At 73.1% G+C, this 14,392-nt stretch carries 12 protein-coding genes; 7 read left to right on the top strand and 5 right to left on the bottom strand.

What is annotated here, in order from left to right; translation table 11 throughout:
* The 4 genes from GTW08_RS17820 to GTW08_RS17805 all read right to left on the bottom strand — a co-directional run.
* Nucleotides 1-603 (bottom strand): alcohol dehydrogenase catalytic domain-containing protein (locus GTW08_RS17820; protein WP_346009925.1); only part of this gene is annotated, 603 nt, incomplete at its 3' end.
* A gap of 31 nt (nucleotides 604-634) precedes the next feature.
* Nucleotides 635-1,369 (bottom strand): SDR family NAD(P)-dependent oxidoreductase, encoded by a 735-nt coding sequence (locus GTW08_RS17815; RefSeq protein WP_073577327.1) that lies wholly within the window; start codon nucleotides 1,367-1,369, stop codon nucleotides 635-637.
* Between the two features lie 8 nt (nucleotides 1,370-1,377).
* Nucleotides 1,378-2,700, bottom strand: coding sequence for an MFS transporter (locus GTW08_RS17810; protein ID WP_073577279.1), 1,323 nt, complete (start codon nucleotides 2,698-2,700; stop codon nucleotides 1,378-1,380).
* A 44-nt stretch (nucleotides 2,701-2,744) separates the two neighbouring features.
* Entirely contained in the window at nucleotides 2,745-4,100 is a 1,356-nt protein-coding gene (locus GTW08_RS17805; protein ID WP_073577278.1) for an FAD-binding protein, read from the bottom strand.
* A 253-nt stretch (nucleotides 4,101-4,353) separates the two neighbouring features.
* Between GTW08_RS17805 and GTW08_RS17800 the strand changes: the two genes are divergently transcribed.
* On the top strand, nucleotides 4,354-5,148 hold the full coding sequence (locus tag GTW08_RS17800; protein WP_073577277.1) for a GAF and ANTAR domain-containing protein: 795 nt from the start codon (nucleotides 4,354-4,356) through the stop codon (nucleotides 5,146-5,148).
* Between the two features lie 415 nt (nucleotides 5,149-5,563).
* The gene (locus tag GTW08_RS17795; RefSeq protein ID WP_083658940.1) at nucleotides 5,564-7,219 is read left to right on the top strand and encodes a BCCT family transporter; all 1,656 of its coding nucleotides are present in this window, start codon (nucleotides 5,564-5,566) and stop codon (nucleotides 7,217-7,219) included.
* Nucleotides 7,220-7,364: 145 nt separating this feature from the next.
* On the opposite strand, the gene GTW08_RS17790 is transcribed toward GTW08_RS17795, so the two are convergent.
* Nucleotides 7,365-7,931 (bottom strand): PadR family transcriptional regulator, encoded by a 567-nt coding sequence (locus GTW08_RS17790; protein ID WP_073577276.1) that lies wholly within the window; start codon nucleotides 7,929-7,931, stop codon nucleotides 7,365-7,367.
* A 227-nt stretch (nucleotides 7,932-8,158) separates the two neighbouring features.
* On the opposite strand from GTW08_RS17790, the gene GTW08_RS17785 reads away from it, so the two are divergent.
* From GTW08_RS17785 to GTW08_RS17765, 5 genes are all read left to right on the top strand, one after another.
* Nucleotides 8,159-9,670 carry a class I adenylate-forming enzyme family protein gene (locus tag GTW08_RS17785; RefSeq protein WP_073577275.1) on the top strand — a complete coding sequence of 504 codons (1,512 nt, stop codon included), beginning with the start codon at nucleotides 8,159-8,161 and terminating at the stop codon, nucleotides 9,668-9,670.
* 16 nt (nucleotides 9,671-9,686) lie between these two features.
* Nucleotides 9,687-12,092, top strand: coding sequence for a xanthine dehydrogenase family protein molybdopterin-binding subunit (locus GTW08_RS17780; protein ID WP_301548957.1), 2,406 nt, complete (start codon nucleotides 9,687-9,689; stop codon nucleotides 12,090-12,092).
* A gap of 1 nt (nucleotide 12,093) precedes the next feature.
* On the top strand, nucleotides 12,094-12,873 hold the full coding sequence (locus GTW08_RS17775) for an enoyl-CoA hydratase/isomerase family protein (protein ID WP_161152254.1): 780 nt from the start codon (nucleotides 12,094-12,096) through the stop codon (nucleotides 12,871-12,873).
* Nucleotides 12,873-13,739: an FAD binding domain-containing protein gene (locus GTW08_RS17770; protein WP_093353927.1), complete on the top strand. Its 867-nt coding sequence runs from the start codon at nucleotides 12,873-12,875 to the stop codon at nucleotides 13,737-13,739. Before GTW08_RS17775 ends, GTW08_RS17770 begins: the two co-directional genes overlap by 1 nt.
* The coding region (locus GTW08_RS17765; protein WP_161152253.1) for a (2Fe-2S)-binding protein at nucleotides 13,736-14,392 on the top strand (657 nt) is incomplete at its 3' end. The genes GTW08_RS17770 and GTW08_RS17765, both read left to right, overlap by 4 nt.

Genomic DNA, 14,392 nt, shown 5'->3' with positions numbered 1-14,392 from the left:
GCGGGTGTCCACCGCCACGACCCGGGCGCCGGTCAGGGCGCGCAGCACGCCGACGGCCAGGTGCCCGAGCCCGCCGACCCCGATCACGACCGCGACCGCCCCGGGATCGCCCAGGAGGTCCACCGAGCCGGCCACCGCCCGGTACGACGTCAGGCCGGCGTCGGTGAGCGCCGCCGCCTCGGCGGGGTCGAGCCCGTCGGCGTCGACCAGCCGGGCTGCGTCGACGGCGATCTCGTCGGCCATCCCGCCGTCGACGCCGAGCCCGAGCCCCGCCGGTAGCTCCCGGCGGCGGTCGCAGTCGTTCGTGGCCCCCGAGGCGCACCGGCGGCAGCGCCCGCAGCCGTACGGGGCGTGCACGACCACCTGTCGGCCGAGCAGTCCCGGGTCGGTCCCGGCGCCGAGATCGGTGACCGTCCCGCAGATCTCGTGCCCGAGGGTGAACGGGGGCTCCCACATCGCGGCCGGCGCGTCGAGGACGTGCAGGTCGCTGTGGCAGACGCCCGCGGCGAGGACCTGCAGCCGGACCTGGTCGGGACCGATCGGCGGGGGCGGCAGCTCGACGAGCCGGGCCGTCCCCGTCGCCGTCATCCGGTAGGCACGCACGGTGGCTCCTGAGGTGATCGGTGGTGGTCGGTCATACCGCGGTGTACCCGCCGTCGACCGGGACGGCCGCCCCGGTGACGAAAGCGGCGGCGTCGCTCAGGAGGAACACCACCACGTCGGCGACCTCCCGTGGGTCGGCCGTACGAGCCTGTGGCGGCGACACCCGGCCCGGCACGCCGGTACGGGAGTCCGGGGCGAGCCCCAGGTGCCGGGTGCTGTTGCGGGCGAGCCCGGTCCCGACCGGGCCGGGGCAGACGCAGTTGGCCCGCACACCCCGGTCGGCGTACTCCGTGGCGATCGACCGGGTGAGGGCCAGGACGCCCCCTTTCGACGCGTCGTAGGCCGCCGACCGGCCCGCCGCCACCAGCGACGCGACCGAGCCGACGGTGACGACGGAGCCCCCGCCCGCCCGGACGAGGTGACCTGCTGCGGCGCGCACGGCGAGGAACGTGCCGGTCAGGTTGACGCCGACGACCGTCTCCCAGGTGGCGAGCGTGGTCTCGCCGGTCGGCGTCCCGTCGGTGACGCCGGCACAGGTGACCAGGCCGTCGATCCCGCCCAGCTCGCGCGCCGCCCGGTCGAACGCCTGCGCCACCGCGTCCTCGTCGCGGACGTCGCACCCGATGTGCCGGCGGCCGCCGACCGCCGGGGCGTCGCCGTCGATGTCCAGGCCGGCCACGGAGGCACCTGCGGCACAGAGCCGGTCGCAGACGGAGCGCCCGATACCGCTCCCGGCGCCGGTGACGACAACCCGGCGACCCGCCATCGGCAGGGTCACGCCGGCTCCGCGGCCCGGCCGGTCACGTCCTCGGCGAGCGTGCCCCCCGAGGTCTCCCGCAGGACCGCGATCACGCCGATCCCGACGAGCGCAGCGAACACCAGGTAGAACGCCGGGGCCAGGGTGTTGCCGCTCAGCGACACAAGCGAGGTCGCGATGACCGACACCAGCCCGGACCCGATGACCCCGCCGATGTTGAACCCGATCGAGACACCCGTGTAGCGGACCCGGGTGGGGAACAGCTCGGAGTAGAGCGTGTAGATCACGCCCTGGCAGATCCCGAACGGCACGTTCAGCACGAGGGCGGCCACCACGGCGAGCCCGATCGACCCCTGCTGCATCACCCAGTAGCAGGGCACCGCGAGTACGGCGAAACCGACGAGTCCGGCGGTCAGGACGGTCCGCCGGCCGAAGCGGTCGCTCAGCGCGCCCGCCCACGGGATGAGCCCGATCGGGAGCAGCACGATGAGCACGATCAGCCACAGCGCCCCGGTGAGCGAGTACCCGAGCACGGCCGAGAGGTGGACGAGCAGGTAGACCGAACTGAGCCCGCCTGCCGTCATCGTCGCGTAGGCGACGCCGATCACACCGAACACCGACCGCCGGTGGTCGCGGACGACCTCGGTGATGGGGGCCTTGGGCGGCTCGGAGGTGTCGATCATCTGTTGGAACAGCGGCGAGTCCTCGACCCGCATCCGGTACAGGACCGCGCCGACCAGCAGCGGCCCGGCGATGAGGAACGGGATGCGCCATCCCCAGGCCGCCAGCTGTTCGGGCGTGGTCAGCGCGGTCACGGTGCCCACGACGGCCGCCGCACCGGCGAGACCGAGCGCGATGCCGACCGAGGTGGCCGATCCGAACAGGCCCCGTCGTCTCGACGGGGCGGATTCGGTGGCCAGCGAGGCCGCCCCTCCGATCTCACCACCGGCGGAGAAGCCCTGCCCGATCCGCAGCACCGTGAGGAGGATCGGGGCGAGTACCCCCACCTGTGCGTAGGTGGGCAGGAGCCCGGTGAGCACGGTGGCGACGCCCATCACGGCGACGGTGACCATCAGCACCGTGCGGCGACCGCGGCGGTCACCCAGGCGGCCGAAGAACAGCCCACCGATGGGCCGGGCCAGAAAGCCGCTGGCCACGACCGTCAGCGTCGCCAGGACCCCGATGAGCCCGTCCTGGGAGGGGAAGAACAGCGGGGCGAGCACCACCGCGAGGTAGCCGTAGATGGCGAAGTCGTAGTACTCGATGGCCGTGCCGACGGCCGCGGCCGTACTGGCCCGGCGACCGATCCGGGCGGCGTCCTGGGAGGTCGTGCTCGACATGGCGCTCCTTTGCGCGCTGGAGGGATCCGGGGGTGATGGTGCGGTCAGTGCGGGGCGGTGCCCGGTGGGAGGTGGGCCCGCTCGCGGGCGGCGTCCGCGGCGGCGAGCCCGAGGACGACGGCCGGTGCGAGGCCGCCCGCATAGGCGTTGCGGTAGAGGCCGCCCACGTCCGCGCCCGCGGCGTACAGCCCGTCGATCACACCGCCGCCGGAGGACCGGACCCGCCCGTGTCCGTCGGTGTCGATCCCGGCGAACGGGAAGGTGATCGCCGCGGTCGCCTCGACGACGTAGTACGGCGGTTCGTCCAGCAGGCGGGGGAGGACCGACCGCGGCGGGTGGGGGCGCCCGCCGGAGGCGAGCCGGGCGATCTCCGCCGCGATCCGTGGGCCGTCGTAGCCCCACTCCGGCGGCACGTGGGCGAAGTCCTCCGCCGATCCGGCCACCACGCAGCGGGCGCCGCGCCGCCGGGCCAACTCGAACTTGTCGTTCGCCGGGCCGCCTGCGACGTAGGGCGCCCGGACGCGGTCGCGGTGGCCGCGGGCGTCGGTCACCAGCAGGCCCCGGCACTCCGGCTGCTCCACCAGGGCGATCGTGGTCAGGTGGTCCCCGAGGCTCTCGTCGACGAACCGTTCGCCCGCGAGGTTGAACAGCAGGGCGTGCTCGCTGTAGTAGAGCGCCGCCTCGACGTACAGCTCGGGCGTGAGGTGGACGCCGGCCGGTACGAGGTGGCCGTAGAAGCCGCCGCCGGAGTTCGTGATCCGGGCGCCGGCGGCCGTCGCGAGGCGCAGGCCGTCCCCGGTGCTCCACGGGTTGGACCGTGCGGCGATGTCGCGGGCCTGCGGGTGCACGTGCTCGGCCCGCAGGTCCGGGTCGGCGGGGAACCCGCCGGTGGCGAGCAGCGTCGTCGTCGCGATGATGTCCTGCCGGGTGCCGTCCGCGGTCACGATCCGTGCGCCGGCGACGCGGCCGGTGGAGTGTGTCAGCAGCCGCTCGGCGCGGACGCCCAGGAGGATCTCACCGGCGCCCGCGACGCGTCGGCGGCAGGCGGCGACGAACGCGCCCGTGTCGACCCGGTGGCCGATGCCGTAGCGCAGCACGGGCACCGCGGACCCGAGGTCGACCCCGAGATCACGGACGAAGTCGAGAGCTGCGGGGAACCCCGCGACGACGGTGTCCCGCAGCTCGGGGGAGCCGCCGGGGTTGACCTCCGCCATGACCTCGGGGGTGGCGGCCGTCCACAGGTAGCCGGCGTACCGCGCGGACCCGCCCAGGTCCGGGGCGCAGTCGACCAGGACCGCCCGCAGGCCGTGTCCGGCGGCACGCGCCGCCGCCGACAGGCCCGCCATGCCGCCGCCGAGGACCAGGAGATCGGCCCGGGATGCGGTCCGCGGCTCGTCCATGGTCCCCCCGTCGGCACGTCGTACCGGAAGTGCAGTACCGGAAGTGAAGGTGAATTGACTTCAGTTAGGCTAGAAGCCCAGCGAGTGGGCGTCAAGCGATCGGGCTCGACCGCCGTCGGCGGGACGCCCACGTCGTGTGGACACGAGACCGAGCGCAACGCGAGCGGACGGCCTGCGGCGGCATCGCCTCGCGAGGTTTAGCCGCGCCCACGAGGGGTCACCCCGCCGGGTGGAGTTGACGCGACCAGAGCCGATGGGGACGCCGGACGAGTCGGAGCGCAGCACCGACGGCGCGTGCCCCGCCCCGTACGCCGCCACGGTCGACGCCGACGCTGACGTCGTCGGGCAATTCCGGCGTCTCGCACCGGCGCTCCTGGACTGTGCGACGGTCGCCGAGGTGCTGGACCGTGTGCTCGACGCCGTGACACGCGTCGTGCCCGTGGCGGCGATGGCGAGCGTGACGATGCGCGACGACGCAGGCCACTACTACACACCGGTGTCCACCGGCGGGCCGGCCGAGGAGATCGACGTCGTGCAGTACCGCAGCGGTCGCGGTCCCTGCGTCGACGCCGCCCGCGAGGACGGCCCCGCGTCCGCGGTGTCGGACGACCTGCGGCACGAGGAGCGGTGGCCCGAGCTGGCCGGTACCGCGGTGGGTCACGGGTTCCTCTCGGTGGCCGCGGTCGAGCTGCTCCCCGACGCCCGGCCGCCCCGGCTGCCGGGGGCGCTCAACGTGTACGCCTCCGAGCCGCAGGCCTTCGGCCGCGCCGACCTCGACCGCCTGACCATCCTGGCCGGCTACGCCTCGCTCGCGCTGGCGACCACCGACGCGATCTCGGCCGCGGAGCTCAAGCAGGCACATCTGCAGACGGCGATCGAGACCCGTGACGTCATCGGCCAGGCCAAGGGCATCCTGATGGCCCGCCGCGGGCTGGACGCCGACCAGGCCTTCGACCTGCTGCGGCGGACCTCGCAGGACATCAACGTGAAGCTGGCGCGCCTGGCCCGCACGGTCGCCGAGCGTCCCCAGGACATCGACTCCCTCTAGTGTCGGCGGTCCGGCGTTTGGGCATCGGCGCAGCGGGCAGACGCGCCGCATCCCGAGCGTCGACCCGGGGCGATGCGAGGGTCAGGCCGGGGCGGTTGAGTTCGTACAGCCGTCCCGGCCGACAGCACGTACTCCTACGACGGCAGCCCTGACCGCACCCGTAGTCGGTAGGGGGTCTCCGTGAGGGCCGGCGTCGGGCTGATCCGGTGAGACCGTTGCCGAGCCGAGATGACTCCTGGTCACACCCACCGCGCATGGTCCGGCAACGATCTCCGCAGCCCCCGACAGGTGGACATCAAGGGCTTTATCGGACATCTTTGCGCGACTGCGTCGTCGCCGTCCGCCCTGCCTCCGACGACCCGAGGCGAACACCACCACTGGGCGGACCGGTCGGCGGCCGGAGGAGGAGCGCGACGTGCAGGAACTCGCGCGCAGGCTCGGCCTGCGCACCCACCCGCAGATCTTCTTCTGGTCTGCAGGTCTGATCATCGCCTTCCTCGTGGTGCTGCTGCTCGCGCCCGGCCCCATCGGCGCGGCGTTCGACGCGGGTCGTGGGTGGATCACGACGAACCTCGGCTGGTACTTCGTCGTGGGCGTGACGACCTGGCTCGTGTTCCTGATCTGGGTGGCCCTGAGCCGCTACGGCACCCTGCGCCTGGGCGGTGACGACGCGCGTCCCGCCTACTCGAACGTGTCCTGGTTCACCATGCTGTTCGCCGGGGGGATCGGGACCATCCTGATGTTCTGGGGGGTCGCGGAGCCGATCTCGCACTTCACGGCGCCCCCGGTCGACGGTGTCGAGCCCTACAGCGCCCAAGCCGCGCAGGACGCGATGTCCTTCGCGCTGTACCACCTGAGCCTGCACACCTGGGCCATCTTCACGCTGCCGGGGCTGGCCTTCGGCTACTTCATCTACCGCTACGACCTGCCGATGCGGGTCTCGTCGGTGTTCTATCCGTTCCTCAAGGAGCGGATCCACGGCCCGATCGGGCGGGCGATCGACATCTTCGCGGTGCTCGGCACGGTGTTCGGCGTCGCGGTGTCGCTGGGCCTCGGCACCTCGCAGATCAGTGCCGGGCTGAGTGCGCTGCTGGGGGTGCCGGACTCCGTCGGTGTGCGGGTGGCGGTCATCACCGTCCTCACCCTCGTGGCGACGGGGTCGATCGCGGTCGGGCTGGACAAGGGCATCCGTCGGCTGTCGAACCTCAACATCGGACTCGCGGTGGGTCTGATGTTGTTCGTACTCATGGCCGGTGAGACCGTCTTCCTCCTCCGACAGATGATCGAGACGACCGGGCTCTACCTGTCGAGCCTGCCGAGGCTGTCCTTCTGGAACGACTCCCTGGCCCCCTACACCGACGAGGACGGCTGGGGCTGGCAGGCCGGGTGGACCGTCTTCTACTGGGCGTGGACGGTGACCTGGGCCCCGTTCATGGGGGTCTTCCTCGCCCGCATCTCGAAGGGGCGCACCATCCGCCAGTTCGTCGGCGGGGTGCTCGTGGCCCCGGCGACCTTCACGGTCGTCTGGTTCGTGATCTTCGGCTGGTCGGCGATGGCGATCGACGGCATCGGCGGGACCGGGGGGCCGATCTCGGCCGCCGTCGCCGACAGCGTGCCGCTCGCGATGTTCGCCTTCTTCGAGAACTTCCCGGCGGCGACACTCGTCTCCGGTATCGCGGTCGTCGTGGTCGCGTTGTTCTTCGCGACGTCCGCGGACTCGGCCGCCCTCGTCGTCGACATGCTCTGCACCGGTGACGACCGGCCCAGCCCGATCCGGCAGCGGGTGTTCTGGGGGCTCACCATCGGTGCACTGGCCGCCTCGCTCATCGTCCTGGGCGGTGATGCCGCGCTGGATGCGCTGGAGCAGGTGATCACCGTGGTGGGGCTGCCGATCTTCACCATGGTCTTCGCGATGGTCTTCGCGCTCGTCGCCGGGCTCCGTTCCGAGGTCCCGCCCCGGATGGTGACGGTGCGGGGGCATCTCTCCGAGCAGCCGGTGGACGGGACCGGGACGGATGGCACGGCCGCCACGCGTGACGTCGCCGGACGGCCTGCGTCATCGACCGACTGACGTGCGACATCCGGCCGGGCCCGGACTCCGTGTCCGGTCGGATGTCGTCCGGGACTCACCAGGGCCCCGGTCGACGCGGCGGTGGACCAGGTGGTCACGGACCCATGGATCGGAGCGAGCGAACGACCCCCGACAGGGCCGGTGCTCAGTCGCGCGGGTCGCGCTCGGCCCGCTCGCGACGGAGCCGGTCGAGTTCGTCGTTCGCCAGCGCGCTCCAGAACCGCAGGGCGGCGTGCTCCATCTCCAGGCCCAGCTCGATCGTGATCATGCGCGGCTCGGCCCACTCCTCGCGGCCGTGCCGGGCGACCATGTCCTCGTAGTCGGCGATCCGGCTCTCGTGCTGGCGGATCTGCTCGCGGGCGAGCTTCTCGACGTCGTCGGGGGATCCCGCCTCGTTGAAGAACAGCTTGAGCTCGGCGATGTCGCGCATCTGGAAGTGCTCGGCGGTGGGTGCTGCCAGCCACTCGCGCAGGGCCGCCCGGCCCTCGTCGGTCAGGGAGTAGGTCTTGCGCCGCCGTCCGTGCTCCTCGGTGTCGAGGGCGAGCAGGCCTGCGTCGGCGAGCCGGTCCGGCTCGGAGTACAGCTGCGCGTGCGGGAAGTGCCAGAAGTAGCCGACGGAGCGGCTGACCGCCCGCTTCAGGTCGTACGGCGTCGAGGGCCCGCGCAACGCGATCATGCCCAGGACCAGATACGACGTCGTGGACAGTCGCATCCGCGCTCCTCTCGTGCCGGCCGGTGCTCCGCGGACTCTAGACGAGGCGGGTCGTCGATCCGCGGATGCGGCTCGACCCTCGCACGTGCGTCCCGTCACCGATGACCGCCCCTCCTCCCGGCGGATGCCACCGGACGGGGTCGCTCCCGAGGCCGGTGGAATCCGGGGCTTCCCCTCTGACAGTCTGAACCGTATGGTCTGAAACAGACTAATGACGAGGGGGTCGGATGGACCTGGTGACGACGCTGCGATGGGCGGTCGAGCGCAACCCCGACCGGCCGGCGGTACGAGGAACCGGCAGGTGGCTCTCCTACCGGGAGTGGGACGCGCGGACCGACCGGCTGGCCGGGGCCCTGCGGAGCCTCGGCGTGGAGCGGGGGGCCCGGGTGGGCCTGGTGATGCACGGCGGCGAGCAGCTCGCGAGCCTGCACCTGGCCGTGCAGAAGCTCGGCGCGGTCTCGGTGCCGCTCTCGACCCGGTTCGGGGTCGAGGAGCTCGGCTACTGCCTGGGCGACGCCGACGTCCGCCTGGTGGTCGCCGACGCCGCGCACGCCGAGCGGGTCGCCGCCGCCGGCCTCGGGGACCTGCTGCGGGACGTGGCAGCCGTCGACGAGCTCGCCGAGCGGCTCGACAGCCCCGTCTGCGTCGCCCCGGACGAATCGGACCTCAGCGTCATGCTCTACACGTCGGGGACCACCGGGAAGCCGAAGGGCGTCCCGCGTACCCACCGGGCGGAGCACCTGGCAGCGGTCGCGCACGTGATGCAGACCCGGCAGCGGCAGGGGGTCGCGACCCTCGGGGTCATGCCGCTGTTCCACACGATGGGCCTGCGCACGCTGCTGGCCTCCGTCGTCGTCGGCGGCACCTGGGTGGGTCAGCCCGCCTTCGACGCCGACGAGTCGATGCAGCTGATCCTCGAGGAGAACATCGGGTCCCTGTACCTGGTGCCGACGATCTACTGGTCGCTGCTGCGCACCGGACGGCTCGGTGACGCCCGTGCGCTCGACAACCTCGCCTATGCCGGTGCCGCCATGACCCCGTCGCTCGCCGAGAAGCTGGTCGACCAGGTCGCGCCCACCTCGTTCGTCAATCACTTCGGCTCGACCGAGATCTACACGTTCACCATCGGGCCCGACGTCGCCGCCAAGCCCGGCTGCGCCGGCCGGGCGGGGCTGTTCTCCCGGGTCCGGCTGATCGCGCCTGACGCGGGCGCCCCCGTCGACGAGGAGGTCCCGCGCGGGACGCAGGGTCAGGTGATCGTCTCGATGGCCTCGCCCGAGGCCTTCGGCGGCTACCGGAACCGGCCGGACGCGAACGCCAAGGCCATCCGGGACGGGTGGTACCACACCGGTGACCTCGCCGTCGCCGACTCCGACGGCGACCTCTGGGTCTCCGGCCGCACCGACGACATGATCAACTCCGGTGGCGAGAACATCTACCCGGACGAGATCGAGTCGGTCCTGACCCGCTGTCCCGCCATCGACGACGTCTGCGTGGTCGGACTGCCCGACGAGCGCTGGGGACACGCGGTGACCGCGTTCGTGGTCCCCGCCCGCGGGACCGACCCGCTGGCCGCGGCCGAGCAGGCCCTGGCCTGGGCCCGGGAGCAACTGCCGTCGCTGAAGCGGCCGAAGCGGGTGATCGCCGTCGACTCGATCCCGCGGTCCGGGGTCGGCAAGACGCTGCGCCGCACGCTCGTCGCGGGCGAGTACGACCTGAGGGGAGAAGCACGTGTCTGATGTGTCCGATGTGTCTGTGGCCGCCCGCACCTGGGTCCCCAGCCGGGACGAGGACGCCGCGCTGGTCACCGGCCGGGGCGCGTTCCTCGACGACCTGGACCCGCTGCCCGGCACGCTGGTCGCCACCGTCGTGCGCTCCACCCGTCCGCACGCCCGGTTGCGTTCGGTCGACCTGAGCCGGGCCCGTGCCCATCCGGGGGTGGCGGCGGTGATCGGCCCCGACGAGGTGCGCGCCGCGCTGCGGCCCTTCCCCCTGTCGACCGGCGCGGTGATGCCCTACCTGCCCACCGGTGTGGACAAGGTGCGCTTCGTCGGCGAGCCGATCGCCGTCGTCGTCGCCTCGGACCGCTACGTCGCCGAGGACGCCGCCGAGCTCGTCGCCGTCGAGTACGACGACCTGGGTGCGGTCACCGCGGCCCGCGCCGCGCTGGAGCCGGATGCGCCGCTGCTGCACGAGGACGCCGGGTCCAACGTCGCCACCGACCGAACCTTCTCCTTCGGTCCGGTGGAGGAGCGGTTCCGCGACGCCGCGCACGTGGTGACCGGCCGCTACGACTTCCCGCGCTACTCCTCGGTGCCGATGGAGTGCTACTCGGTCATCGCGCAGTGGAACGAGGGCGACGCCGGCCCCTCGGTCGAGGCCTGGGCGAACTTCCACGGACCGTTCTCGATGGTCCCGGTCATGGCCGGCGCGCTCGGGATCCCGACGTCGCGGGTGCGGCTGCACGTCCCCGCCGACATCGGCGGCAGCTTCGGGATCAAGGCCGGCATCTACCCCTACGTGGTGCTGATGGCGCTGGCCTCCAAGCACTCCGGCACGCCGGTGCGGTGGGCCGAGGACCGCGTCGAGCACCTGATGGCGAGCTCCACCGGTGCGGACCGGGCGATGACCTTCTCCGCCGCGGTCGACGCCGACGGCACCGTGACGGCCCTGCGCACCGACCTGATCGACAACGTCGGCGCCTACCTGCGCCCGCCGGAGCCCTCCACGCTCTACCGCTGCTACGGCAACATCACCGGGCCCTACCGCATCGACGCCGTCGAGATCCGGGCCCGCGCCGTGGTCACGAACACCATGCCGACCGGGCTGAACCGGGGCTTCGGCGGCCAGCAGCTCTACTTCGGGCTGGAACGGCTGATGGACGCGGTCGCCGCGGCGACCGGGCGCGACGTCGTCGAGGTGCGGCGGCGCAACCTGGTGTCGACGTTCCCGCACGAGACGGCAACCGGGGGCGTCTACGACTCCGGGGACTACGCCGCGGCGCTGGACCTGGCCGTGAAGAACGCCGACCTGGCCGAGCTGGAGCGCCGGCGCGAGGCGGCCCGGGCCGAGGGCGCCTTCTACGGCATCGGCACCGCCCTGGTCGTCGACCCGTCCGGCACCAACATCGGCTACGTCGGGCTGGCCACCCCCGCCGAGGACCGCAAACCGGGCCGGGACAAGTCCGGCTCCACCGAGCACGTCCGGATGTCGGTGGACCTGCAGGGGATCGTCACCGTGCTGCTCGGGTCGGTCCCGCAGGGCCAGGGCCACGCCACCGTGGCGCGGAAGGTCGCGGCGCAGCGGCTCGGGCTGCCGATCGCGCAGGTACGGGCGGTCGTCGACATGGACACCGCGACGACCCCGTGGACGGTCACGTCCGGGTCGTACTCGTCGCGGTTCGCGCCGCTCGTCACGAGCGCGGTCGTCGCCGCCGCGGACACCATCGCCGCCACGGTGAAGGCGGCCGGGGCCACGCTGCTGGAGGGGGCCGACCCGGGCGAGCTCACCCTGCTCGACGGGAAGGTCGTCCACCCGGACGGTCGTTCGGTCGCCTTCCGGCACGCCGCCGGTGTCGTGCACTGGGACCCGGCGTCGCTGCCCGACGGTGTCCCCGCCCGGCTCTACGCCGAGGCCGAGTTCTCCCCGCGGGAGACCCGCGCGGCCACGGCGGACGACCGGATCAACTCCTCGCTCTGCTACGGCTTCGTCGCCGAGATCGTCGCGGTGCGGATCGACCCGGACACCCTGGAGATCGAGGTCGACCGGGTGTCCTCGGTGCACGACGCCGGGACCGTCCTCGATCAGACCCTGCTCGACGGCCAGGTCTACGGCGCGCTCGTGCACGGCCTCGGCGGTGCCGCCTACGAGGAGTTCACCCACGCCGACTCCGGGCAGCCGACGGCGGCGACGTTCCTCGACTACCTGTGCCCGACCAGCGCCGAGGCCGGGTTCGACCTGCGAACCGACCACGTGGTGACCCCGTCACCGCTGACCCCGCTCGGCGCCAAGGGCTGCGGCGAGGGGTCGTCCATGAGCTTCCCGGTGGCCTACGCCAACGCCGTCGCCGACGCGCTGGCCCCCCACGGGATCGAGATCACCCGCCTGCCGCTGCACGGCGAGGTACTGCACCGACTGCTCACCGAGAAGGAGAACTCCTGACATGGCACTCACCGGCGGCGACGTCGTCCTGGAGCGCGCACACGACGGGCGGGTCGCGTACCTGACCCTGTCTCACGGCAAGTACACGGTCGTCACGATGGAGATGCGCCGGCTGGTCGCCGAGCGCTTCGCCGAGATCGACCGGGACCCGCAGGTCCGCGTCGTGGTGATCCGCTCCGACGGCCAGCACTTCACCTCCGGCGGCGACATCGCCGGGTTCATGGAGGTCGACCCGATCGACCTCACCGACCTCGGCCAGGACGTCACCGCCCCGGCCCGCAGCACGAAGCCGGTCATCGCCGCGATCGACGGCTACTGCTTCGGCGTCGGGCTGGAGATGGCGCTGTCCTGCGACATCCGGCTCGGCACCGGCCGTACCCAGCTCGCGCTGCCCGAGATGAACCTCGGCATGATCCCCGGCTCCGGCGGCACCCAGCGCCTGGCCCGGCTGATCGGCCTGTCCCGGGCGAAGTTCCACATCATGACCGCGACCCGGATCCAGGCCCAGCAGGCGCTCGACTGGGGCATCCTGGCCGGCCTGTACGACGACCGCGACGCGCTCTACGCCGAGGTCGACGGGCTGGCGCTGAAGATGGCCGGGTTCTCCCCGGCCGCGCTGCGCACCGCCAAGGAGGTCCTCGACCGCGGCGTCGACGGCCCGCTCTACACCGGCATCGAGCTGGAGCGGAAGGCCTACTCGATGCTGCGGGCGACCGAGGACTTCGCCGAGGGCGTGAAGGCCTTCGGGGAGAAGCGCACCCCGAACTTCACGGGCCGCTGATGAAGGCCGCACCGTTCGCCTACGTCCGCCCCGGCCGGCTCGACGACGTGCTCGGCGAGCTCGCCGGCGGCGACGGCAAGGTGCTGGCCGGCGGCCAGTCCCTGGTGCCGGTCCTCGCGATGCGCCTGGGCCGCCCCGGCACCCTGGTCGACATCACCGCCGTGCCCGAGCTGACGGCAGCGGGACCGGAGCAGGACGGGTACCGGATCGGCGCGGCGGTGCGGCAGCGCGCGGTCGAGCACGACCGGTCCGCCCGCGCGGTCCCGCTGATCGGGATGGCCATGCCCTTCGTCGGGCACCGGGAGCTGCGCAGCCGGGGCACCGTCTGCGGCAGCCTCGCCCACGCCGACCCGGCCGCCGAGCTGCCCGCCGTCGCCTGCTGCGCGCAGGCGACGGTCGAGCTGGCCGGCCCGGCCGGGCGGCGGAGCATGCCCGCCGAGGAGTTCGTGACCGGCGCGATGACCACCGCGGCCGGGCCGGAGGACGTCGTCGTCGCGGTGACGTTCCCGCACGCCCGGCCGGGGGAGGGCTTCGGGTTCGCCGAGATCGCCCGCCGGCACGGCGACTTCGCGCTCGCCGGGGTGGTCACCCGGGTGCGGGTCGGCGACGACGGCGCGGTGACCGAGGCCCGGCTGACCGGGTTCGGGATCTCCGACCGCGCCGTGACCCGCGACGTGACACCGCTGCTCACCGAGCACGAGGACGACCTGCGCCCGGCCACCGCCGCACTGGCCGACGAGGTCGTCGACACCGGCGGGGACACCCACGGATCCACCGGCTACCGGCGCCGGTTGTTCGGGGTGCTCGCCGCCCGCGAGCTGTCCCGTGCGCTGCACCGCGCCCGGGATCGGAAGGAGCGTTCATGACCACGGTGGAGCCGAGGCGAACAGGTACTGCGGAGCCGCGGGACCGCGTCGCCGCCGACGAGACCGTCGGGATCACGATGACGGTGAACGGCACCGAGACGACCGTCACCGTGCCGCCCCGCGCCCACCTCGGTGACGTGCTGCGCGAGCAGCTCGGCCTCACCGGCACCCACCTGGGCTGCGAGCACGGCGTCTGCGGCATGTGCACCGTGCTCGTCGACGGCGAGGCCGCCCGCGCCTGCCTGCTGTTCGCGGTGCAGTGCGAGGGCGCCGAGATCGTGACCGTGGAGGGCCTGGGCACCCCCGAGGACCAGCACCCGCTGCAGCAGGCGTTCTCCGCCCACCACGCGCTGCAGTGCGGGTTCTGCACCCCCGGGATGCTCATGAGCAGCTACGACCTGCTCAGCAACACCCCGGAGGTGGAGAGCGAGGAGCTGCCCGAGCAGATGTCCGGCGTGCTCTGCCGGTGTACCGGCTACCGCGGGATCCTCGCGGCCGTCGACGACGTGCGGCAGAGTCACCCGGATGGCGTCCCCGGGCCCCGGGCGTGTGGCGCGCGGACCCTGGTCGGGCGGGGGACCGGTGGCGGCAGCGGCGCCGGAGCCCCCGCCGAGGAGGTGCCGGCGGCGGCGCTCGCGCAGGAGGTGCGGCTG

Origin of the sequence: Pseudonocardia sp. SID8383, from assembly GCF_009864975.1 — a bacterium.
GTDB lineage: Bacteria > Actinomycetota > Actinomycetes > Mycobacteriales > Pseudonocardiaceae > Pseudonocardia > Pseudonocardia alni.
Note: the sequence above shows the minus strand (reverse complement) of the source record. Positions and strands in the feature narration are given on the sequence as shown.

Bases quoted from the DNA above. Each gene is read 5' to 3' on its own strand.
- GTW08_RS17815 (WP_073577327.1), bottom strand. From the start codon at position 1,369: ATGGCGGGTCGCCGGGTTGTCGTCACCGGCGCCGGGAGCGGTATCGGG.
- GTW08_RS17810 (WP_073577279.1), bottom strand. From the start codon at position 2,700: ATGTCGAGCACGACCTCCCAGGACGCCGCCCGGATCGGTCGCCGGGCC.
- GTW08_RS17805 (WP_073577278.1), bottom strand. From the start codon at position 4,100: ATGGACGAGCCGCGGACCGCATCCCGGGCCGATCTCCTGGTCCTCGGC.
- GTW08_RS17800 (WP_073577277.1), top strand. From the start codon at position 4,354: ATGGGGACGCCGGACGAGTCGGAGCGCAGCACCGACGGCGCGTGCCCC.
- GTW08_RS17790 (WP_073577276.1), bottom strand. From the start codon at position 7,931: ATGCGACTGTCCACGACGTCGTATCTGGTCCTGGGCATGATCGCGTTG.
- GTW08_RS17785 (WP_073577275.1), top strand. From the start codon at position 8,159: ATGGACCTGGTGACGACGCTGCGATGGGCGGTCGAGCGCAACCCCGAC.
- GTW08_RS17775 (WP_161152254.1), top strand. From the start codon at position 12,094: ATGGCACTCACCGGCGGCGACGTCGTCCTGGAGCGCGCACACGACGGG.
- GTW08_RS17770 (WP_093353927.1), top strand. From the start codon at position 12,873: ATGAAGGCCGCACCGTTCGCCTACGTCCGCCCCGGCCGGCTCGACGAC.